This window comes from Streptomyces sp. NPDC050856, from assembly GCF_040653855.1.
Lineage (GTDB): Bacteria > Actinomycetota > Actinomycetes > Streptomycetales > Streptomycetaceae > Streptomyces.
The window spans coordinates 23,033-31,254 of record NZ_JBFAGV010000048.1; the positions used below are offsets into that span (position 1 = coordinate 23,033).

The 8,222-nt window shown below is 71.6% G+C and carries 9 protein-coding genes; 1 reads left to right on the forward strand and 8 read right to left on the reverse strand.

The window, feature by feature from the left end:
• The first annotated feature begins 35 nt into the window (after positions 1-35).
• The gene (locus AB0H53_RS27970; protein WP_362119083.1) at positions 36-875 is read left to right on the forward strand and encodes a DNA-formamidopyrimidine glycosylase family protein; all 840 of its coding nucleotides are present in this window, start codon (positions 36-38) and stop codon (positions 873-875) included.
• Positions 876-882: 7 nt separating this feature from the next.
• On the opposite strand, the gene AB0H53_RS27975 is transcribed toward AB0H53_RS27970, so the two are convergent.
• From AB0H53_RS27975 to AB0H53_RS28010, 8 genes are all read right to left on the reverse strand, one after another.
• Positions 883-1,185, reverse strand: coding sequence for a hypothetical protein (locus AB0H53_RS27975; RefSeq protein WP_362119086.1), 303 nt, complete (start codon positions 1,183-1,185; stop codon positions 883-885).
• Between the two features lie 123 nt (positions 1,186-1,308).
• Positions 1,309-1,779 carry a DNA starvation/stationary phase protection protein gene (locus AB0H53_RS27980; protein ID WP_362119089.1) on the reverse strand — a complete coding sequence of 157 codons (471 nt, stop codon included), beginning with the start codon at positions 1,777-1,779 and terminating at the stop codon, positions 1,309-1,311.
• A gap of 221 nt (positions 1,780-2,000) precedes the next feature.
• Entirely contained in the window at positions 2,001-2,384 is a 384-nt protein-coding gene (locus AB0H53_RS27985; protein ID WP_019889909.1) for a helix-turn-helix transcriptional regulator, read from the reverse strand.
• A gap of 109 nt (positions 2,385-2,493) precedes the next feature.
• Positions 2,494-3,015, reverse strand: a complete 522-nt coding sequence (locus AB0H53_RS27990) for a CinA family protein (protein ID WP_362119093.1) — start codon at positions 3,013-3,015, stop codon at positions 2,494-2,496.
• Positions 3,012-3,731 carry a CDP-diacylglycerol--glycerol-3-phosphate 3-phosphatidyltransferase gene (gene pgsA / locus AB0H53_RS27995; RefSeq protein WP_362119096.1) on the reverse strand — a complete coding sequence of 240 codons (720 nt, stop codon included), beginning with the start codon at positions 3,729-3,731 and terminating at the stop codon, positions 3,012-3,014. Before pgsA ends, AB0H53_RS27990 begins: the two co-directional genes overlap by 4 nt.
• Positions 3,728-5,203: a 30S ribosomal protein S12 methylthiotransferase RimO gene (rimO, locus tag AB0H53_RS28000; protein ID WP_362119099.1), complete on the reverse strand. Its 1,476-nt coding sequence runs from the start codon at positions 5,201-5,203 to the stop codon at positions 3,728-3,730. The genes pgsA and rimO overlap by 4 nt, the downstream gene beginning before the upstream one ends.
• An 84-nt stretch (positions 5,204-5,287) precedes the next feature.
• The gene (locus AB0H53_RS28005; protein ID WP_362119102.1) at positions 5,288-6,142 is read right to left on the reverse strand and encodes a helix-turn-helix domain-containing protein; all 855 of its coding nucleotides are present in this window, start codon (positions 6,140-6,142) and stop codon (positions 5,288-5,290) included.
• A gap of 225 nt (positions 6,143-6,367) precedes the next feature.
• The coding region (locus tag AB0H53_RS28010; RefSeq protein WP_362119105.1) for a DNA translocase FtsK at positions 6,368-8,222 on the reverse strand (1,855 nt) is incomplete at its 5' end.

An 8,222-nucleotide genomic window follows, 5' to 3' on the forward strand; every position in this document is an offset into this window, starting at 1 on the left:
GCGGCCGGTGGCGCCGGTCCCGCATCATTGGTTCCATGCCCGAGGGAGACACCATCTGGCTCACCGCCCGCCGTCTGCACACGGCCCTGGCGGGCAAGCCCCTGACCCGCTCCGACCTACGGGTCCCGCGGTTCGCCACCGCCGACCTGACCGGCCGGACGCTGCTGGACGTCACGCCGCGCGGCAAGCACCTGCTCACCCGTATCGAGGGCGGGCTCACACTCCACTCGCACCTGCGGATGGACGGCGCCTGGCAGCTCTACGCCCCCGGTGAGCGCTGGCGCGGTGGCCCCTCGCACCAGATCAGGGCCGTCCTGGCCACCGCCGACCACACCGCCGTCGGCTACCGCCTCCCGGTGCTGGAGCTGATCCGCACATGTGACGAGCCGAGTGTGGTCGGCCACCTCGGACCCGACCTCCTGGGCCCCGACTGGGATTTCGAGGAAGCGGTACGAAGGGTCCGCTCCGACCCGGACCGGCCACTGGGCGAAGCGCTCCTGGACCAGCGGAACCTGGCCGGCATCGGCAATGTCTTCAAGTGCGAGTTGGCGTTCCTGGCCCGGGTCACCCCCTGGCTCCCGGTCGGCGAACTGTCGCCCGGCGTCCCCGAACGGCTGGTCGCCACCGCCCACCGTCTGCTGGAGGCCAACAAGGAGCGGTTCGACCGCCGTACCGTGGCCGGCGACCGTCCGGACCGCAAGCTCTACGTCTACGGCCGCAGGAACCAGCCGTGCTACCGCTGCGGCACCCCGATCCGCTGGAACGACCAGCACGAGCGCGTCTCCTACTGGTGCCCGGGCTGCCAGTCCGGTCCCGGGCCCGGCGAACCGCCCGTGCCCCCCGGTGTCCGCGGCCTGACCGGCCCGCGCCCGTGATCCGGCGTCACCCGGCGGTGTCCCGGCCACGGCGCTGCGTCCACCGGCTCAGCCACCGCTCGGCCCACTCGTGGACCAGGCACCCCGGCCACTGCTTCGCCCAGGAGTGGTCCGCCCGGCGGGACCCGCCCCGGCTCGGTGCCGAGGCCACATGCACGGGCAGGAGACTCAGCCCCCAGCCGCTCGCCGCCATGGCCGCCTCGACGGGTCCCGACTGCTCGGGCACCAGTGCCAGGCGCAGCACCGCCCACCACCACAGCCCGCCCATCACCAGCGCGAACGCCAGCGACGGGACCCGTCCGCGTATCATGGCCGCCTCCTCCGGTCGACGCTAGACCGGCACGATCACCCGGCGGGAGGGCGTACCGGAGCGCCGAGGGCACGCTCAGGAGTCCCGAACCACCCCGGACGCAACGCACGCACCCCTCGTCCCTTACGCGCTTTCCGCGGTGAACATCCACGCGTGCTTCTCGAGGTCGGCGGTCAGCCCGATCAGCAGGTCCTGGGTCACGGGGTCCGGCTCGTCGGTGGCCTGGATCCGGTCCCGCATCCTCGTGATCACCGCGCCGAGCGCCTCCACCATGATCTGTACGGCGTCGCCGTCCTTGATCCATCCCTCCGGCACCGTGCCGATGGCGCTGCCCGCGGCAACGGTCCTGGCACGGCCGTCGGGGGTGACACCCAGCGCCGAGGCCCGCTCCGCGACGGTGTCGGAGTGCTGGCGGGCACTGGTCACCACCTCGTCGAGCTGCAGGTGGATGGAGCGGAACCGGGGGCCGACCACGTTCCAGTGCACCTGCTTGGCGACCAGGGACAGGTCGACCAGGTCCACGAGTGCGCCTTGCAGCGCTTCGCCGACCACCTTCAGGTCGGCGTCGGAGAGAGAGCTCTTGACGACATTCATCCGAATCCTCCATTCCGTGCGCGCGCTGTCGATCGGTCGCGCGCACGTCCACGATGGCACATTGGACCTAAAACGGGCATTCGGGGTAAGCGAAAGCCCCGGTCGGCCATTCGGGTACCCGACCGGGGCTCGCCCCAAAACGTGAGCTCGGAACTGAGCTCGGAATCCGGTGTCGCGCGGGCTCGGCACATCAGCCCGGCCCCCACCGCGCGGGGACCGGATCAGGCGGCGACGACGTCCACCGCCTCCGCGGGTGCCTTGATGGTCACCCGCTCCGTCGGCACACCTGCCACCGACGTCACGGACACGGAATTGAGCATCGGGCGCACTGGCGCGGGCACCGGCTCACTCGCCGCTGCCGACTCGGCCAGCTCCGCCAGCGAGAGCTCGTCGCTCACTTCGCGCATGAGCTCGGACATCCGTACGTCAAGCGCGTCGCAGATCGCGGAGAGCAGCTCGGAGGAAGCCTCCTTCTGCCCCCGCTCCACCTCGGAGAGATAGCCGAGCGAGACTCGGGCGGACGAGGAGACTTCGCGCAGAGTACGGCCCTGGCGCTGGCGCTGCCGACGCAGCACGTCACCCAACAGGCGACGGAGCAGAATCATCGGTGGCTCCCTCCTCGGACCGCGTAGCCGCATCCTTCACGCCCCACCGTACCGCCTCGCGCTGCGGCCGTGCGGGGAGCGATGTCGTGTTCACTCAGGGCTGCAAACATCAAGTCCCCCCGTTCTGTTCCGTATCCTGTGCCCGCGCGTTGTCCGGGAGTTCGGCCGCGAGCAGGTCCAGCACGCTCCGTACACTCTCCTTACGAATTTCCGCGCGGTCGCCGTTCAATCTCAGGGCGCCCACTTTGCCCGTGCCGACGGGTTCGCCGCCCGGTCCGCACACGGCCACGTACACCGTCCCGACCGGCTGCCCGTCCTGCGGCTCGGGCCCGGCGACACCGGTGGTCGCGATCCCCCAGTCCGCCCCGAGCCGGTCCCGCACCCCCGCCGCCATCTGCAGCGCGACATCGGGATCGACCGCTCCGCGCTCCGCCAGCAAGGTCCCGTCGACCCCCAGCAGGTCACGCTTGAGGGCCGTCGCGTAGGCCGTCACCGATCCGCGGAAGGACCGCGAGGCACCGGGTACGGAGGTGAGCTCGGCGGCCACCAGGCCACCGGTCAGGGACTCGGCGACCGCGAGCGTCTGTGCACGCTGCGCGAGCAGCTCCAGCACACGCGCCGCCGGGTTCACCGCTCCGGCTCCCCGCCCGGCCCGGCGGTGGCGGCCCGCGCGGCCTGCTCCGCCGCCATCGCCCGCTCGGCCGCCCGCTGCGCCGCCAGTCCCCTGCGCCGCAGCACCACGGCCTGGCGCACGTAGTCCAGGCCGGTGACCACCGTCAGCACCACCGCCACCGCCATCACCCAGAAGCGCAGGGTGGCGAGCGGCCCGGTCAGCGCCAGCACGTACATCCCGACCGCGGTGCCCTGCGCCAGCGTCTTCAGCTTGCCGCCCCGGCTGGCCGGGATGACCCCGTGCCGGATCACCCAGAACCGCATCAGGGTGATGCCGAGCTCGCGGAACAGGATCACCCCGGTGACCCACCAGGGCAGGTCGCCGAGCGCCGACAGGCAGATCAGCCCGGCCGCCATGATCGCTTTGTCGGCGATCGGGTCGGCGATCTTCCCGAAGTCGGTGACCAGGTTGTAGGCGCGGGCCAGGTGGCCGTCGAAGATGTCGGTGATCATGGCGACGGCGAACGCCGCCCACGCCCACGCCCGCCAGGCCGGGTCGTAGCCGCCGTCCTGGAGCAACAGCATCACGAACCCCGGCACGAGCACCAGCCGCAGCATCGTGAGGATGTTGGCGATGTTCCACAGGCTGGCCTGGTTGACGGCAGCGGCGCCCAGCTTGCCGCCGGGCGCCGGCCTTCCCGTACCGCCCGCCGCGGATGCCGGGACTCCGGTCATCTGCCCGCCTCCTCAAGGAACTGAGCGACCAGGTCGACGCCTTCCGTACCCACCACCTTGGCCGTGACCATCCGGCCCGGAGTCAGGCCGTCGCCGCTGGTGAAGACCACCTGGCCGTCGGTCTCGGGCGCCTGGTGCGCGGCCCGGCCGACGGCTCCGTCCCCGTCCGGCGACTCGTCGACCGACTCGACCAGTACCTCCATGGTCTCGCCCAGCCGCTCCTCCGCACGCTGGGCGGTCAGCTCCTCGGCGAGCCGCGACAGGTGCGCCAGACGCTCGTCGACGACGTCCTGGGCCAGCTTGTTCCCGTACGTGGCGGCTTCCGTGCCGTCCTCGTCCGAGTAGCCGAAGACGCCGATGGCGTCGAGCCGGGCGTGTGTGAGGAAGCGTTCCAGCTCGGCGAAGTCCTCCTCGGTCTCGCCGGGGAAGCCGACGATGAAGTTGGACCGCACACCGGCCTGCGGCGCCTTGCCGCGAATGGTGTCCAGCAGTTCCAGGAACCGGTCGGTGTCCCCGAAGCGCCGCATCGAGCGCAGCACGGCCGGCGCCGAGTGCTGGAAGGACAGGTCGAAGTACGGCGCGACCTTCTCGGTGGAGGTCAGTACGTCGATGAGCCCGGGCCGCATCTCGGCGGGCTGGAGGTAGCTGACCCGGACGCGCTCGATGCCGTCGACCTGCGCCAGCTCGGGCAGCAGGGTCTCGAGGAGCCGGATGTCGCCGAGGTCCTTGCCGTAGGAGGTGTTGTTCTCGGAGACCAGCATGATCTCCTTCACGCCCTGCTCGGCGAGCCAGCGGGTCTCGCCCAGGACGTCGCTGGGCCGCCGCGAGATGAAGGAGCCGCGGAAGGAGGGAATGGCGCAGAAGGAGCAGCGGCGGTCGCAGCCGGAGGCGAGCTTCACCGAGGCCACCGGGCTGGTGTCGAGCCGGCGGCGCAGCGGGGCGCGGGGCCCGGACGCCGGGGCGAGGCCCTCGGGGAGGTCCTCCGCGGGCTCCTGCCCGGCGCCGTGCCCGGGCAGGGCCACGTCCGCGACGGCCCGCTGGCGCTCGACCGGGCTCAGCGGCAGCAGCTTGCGCCGGTCGCGCGGGGTGTGCGCGGCGTGGCCGCCACCGCTGAGGATGGTCTGGAGCCGGTCGGAGATGTCGGCGTAGTCGTCGAAGCCGAGCACGCCGTCGGCCTCGGGCAGCGCCTCGGCGAGTTCCTTGCCGTACCGCTCGGCCATGCAGCCGACGGCGACGACGGCCTGGGTCCTGCCGTGGTCCTTGAGGTCGTTGGCTTCCAGCAGGGCGTCGACGGAGTCCTTCTTGGCGGCCTCGACGAAGCCACAGGTGTTGACGACGGCGACATCCGCGGCGGCGGCGTCCTCGACGAGCTCCCAGCCGTCCGCTGCCAAGCGGCCTGCGAGCTCCTCCGAGTCCACCTCGTTACGGGCGCAGCCAAGAGTGACAAGGGCGACGGTACGGCGTTCGGGCATGGACTCAAGACTACTTCGTCCCAGCCGCGCCCCCGCCGCTCAGGGTCGCCCCCACCATGCCCGCCGGGCGCCCGCTCCCCCGCCTCAGCCGATCTCGGGGTCGCCCTTGGTGTAGGACAGCCGCTCCACCTGGCCGTCCTCGAACTCGTCCGCGACCTTCTTGCCGTTCACGAACAGCTCGATCGCCCCGGCGTTGCCCAGGATCAGGTCGAGCCGCTCGCCGTCCTGGAAGGTCTTGGAGTCGCCCTTGAGGAGCAGCCCGTCGAACAGCAGCTTGCCGTCGCCGGCCTTCGCCGAGATCCAGCTCTTGTCCTCGGTGGCGGTCAGCTTGACGGTCACCTTGTCCTTGGGGGCGGCCGCGATGGCGCTCTCCGCCGGGGCGGGCGGCTGACCGGCCGGCTTGGGCCGGACCGGCTTCGGGCTGGGCTTCTGGGCGGGCGCCGGGCCCTCGGCCACCTGGCTGGTCCGCGTACCGCCGTCGCCGCCGCCGTTGAACATGGTGAAGCCGACGAACGCCACCACGGCGACGATCGCCGCGACCATGGCGGCGGTCCAGTTCGGGCGCCGGCGGTCCGGGCGGATACGTTCCGCCTCGAACAGCGGCGCGGTGGGTGTGGGCGCGGGACGGCCGCCGTGGTCCGCGTCGTACCGGTCCACCAGCGCGGTGGGATCGAGTCCGACGGCGCGCGCCAGCGTGCGGATGTGCCCGCGGGCGTACACGTCGCCGCCGCACCGCGAGTAGTCGTCGTTCTCGATGGCGTGGACGATCGGGATGCGCACCCGGGTGGAGGTGCTGACCTCCTCGACGCTCAGTCCGGCGTCGATGCGGGCCTGCTGGAGCAGGCGGCCGATCGAGGGACGGTCGTCCGTCCGGTCGTCGGGGCGGTCGTCCTGCGGGGTCGAAGGCCGGTCGTCTTCGGGGGAGTTGCCGATGGACACGAGGGCGCCTTTCGAGCGTGTAACCACCTGCTGGAGGTTCAGTCTATGGGTGGTACGAAAGGGTGGAGCAACCGGGCGGACGCAGTTTGTACGCCATCGGAATGGCCGGGCGCCCCGGAGGACGGGACCTTCGGGGTCCGCCCCTTCCTCCAACTGGACGTATGACCGCTGGAAACGGTTGCCCGTCATTCCTTACGAGTGAGACCGGGCCGACGTCACGACGCCTCACGAGTCCGTCTCCCCACGGATGACCGCCAGCACTCCATCCAGCTCATCGGGTTTGACCAGCACGTCACGCGCCTTGGAGCCCTCACTGGGACCGACGATGTTCCTCGACTCCATCAGGTCCATCAGCCGTCCGGCCTTCGCGAAACCGACGCGCAGCTTGCGCTGGAGCATCGACGTCGAGCCGAACTGGGTGGAGACGACCAGCTCGGCGGCCTGGCAGAGCAGGTCCAGGTCGTCGCCGATCTCCTCGTCGATCTCCTTCTTCTGCTTCGAACCGACCGTGACGTCGTCGCGGAAGACCGGCGCCATCTGCTCCTTGCAGTGCCGGACGACCGCCGCGACCTCGTCCTCGGTGACGAAGGCGCCCTGCATACGGGTGGGCTTGTTCGCGCCCATGGGCAGGAACAGGCCGTCGCCCTTGCCGATCAGCTTCTCGGCGCCCGGCTGGTCCAGGATGACCCGGCTGTCGGCGAGCGACGAGGTCGCGAAGGCCAGCCGGGAGGGGACGTTCGCCTTGATCAGACCGGTGACGACGTCCACCGACGGCCGCTGGGTCGCGAGCACCAGATGGATGCCGGCGGCCCGGGCCAGCTGGGTGATGCGGACGATGGCGTCCTCGACGTCGCGCGGCGCCACCATCATCAGGTCCGCCAGCTCGTCCACGATGACCAGGAGGTACGGGTAGGGCTGGAGCTCCCGCTCGCTGCCCTCCGGCGGCTTGACCTTGCCGGCCCGCACGGCGGCGTTGAAGTCGTCGATGTGGCGGTATCCGTACGCCGCGAGGTCGTCGTAGCGCAGGTCCATCTCCCGCACCACCCACTGGAGCGCCTCGGCGGCCTTCTTGGGGTTGGTGATGATCGGGGTGATCAGGTGCGGGATGCCCTCGTAAGCGGTGAGCTCGACCCGCTTGGGGTCGACCAGCACCATCCGTACGTCCTCGGGGGTGGCTCTTATCATCACCGAGGTGATCAGGCAGTTGATGCAGGACGACTTGCCGGACCCGGTGGCGCCCGCGACCAGGACGTGCGGCATCTTCGCCAGGTTGGCCATCACATAGCCGCCCTCGACGTCCTTGCCGAGCGCGACCAGCATGGGGTGCTCGTCGCCCGCGGCGTCCGCGAGCCGCAGCACGTCGCCGAGCTTGACCATTTCCCGGTCGGTGTTGGGGATCTCGATGCCGACGGCGGACTTGCCGGGGATCGGCGAGATGATCCGCACGTCCGGGCTGGCGACGGCGTACGCGATGTTCTTGGTCAGCGCGGTGATCCGCTCGACCTTCACGGCCGGGCCGAGCTCGACCTCGTACCGGGTGACCGTCGGGCCGCGGGTGAAGCCGGTGACGGCGGCGTCGACCTTGAACTCGGCGAAGACGTTGGTCAGCGATGCGACGATCGCGTCGTTGGCCGCGCTGCGGGTCTTGCCGGGGCCGCCGCGCTCCAGCAGGTCCAGCGACGGCAGCGCGTAGGTGATGTCCCCGGCGAGCTGGAGCTGCTCGGCGCGCGGCGGCAGCGCCTCGGTCTCCTCGTGCCGGGGAACCGGCTTGGTCAGGTCGGGTACGACCCCTGCCCGCGGGGCCTGCCGCCCGGCCCGGTCCGGGGCCGGGTCCGTGGCCCGGTCACGCGCCTGGGGCGCGGTCACGGGCGCGGCGGGCCCGGCGGCCGGCTGACGGTCCGCCGACACGTCCCGCGTCAGGTCGGCGACGAGCGGCGAGGGCGGCATGCCGTTGAGGACGGCGCCGTCCAGGTCCGCGGCGGCCGCCGCCGCGATGTCCACGGCGTCCATCGGGCGCTCGAAGTCCGGCCCGGTCCGCGCGGCGCCCGCCCGCGGCCGCCGGCGCCTGGTGGGCGCCTGC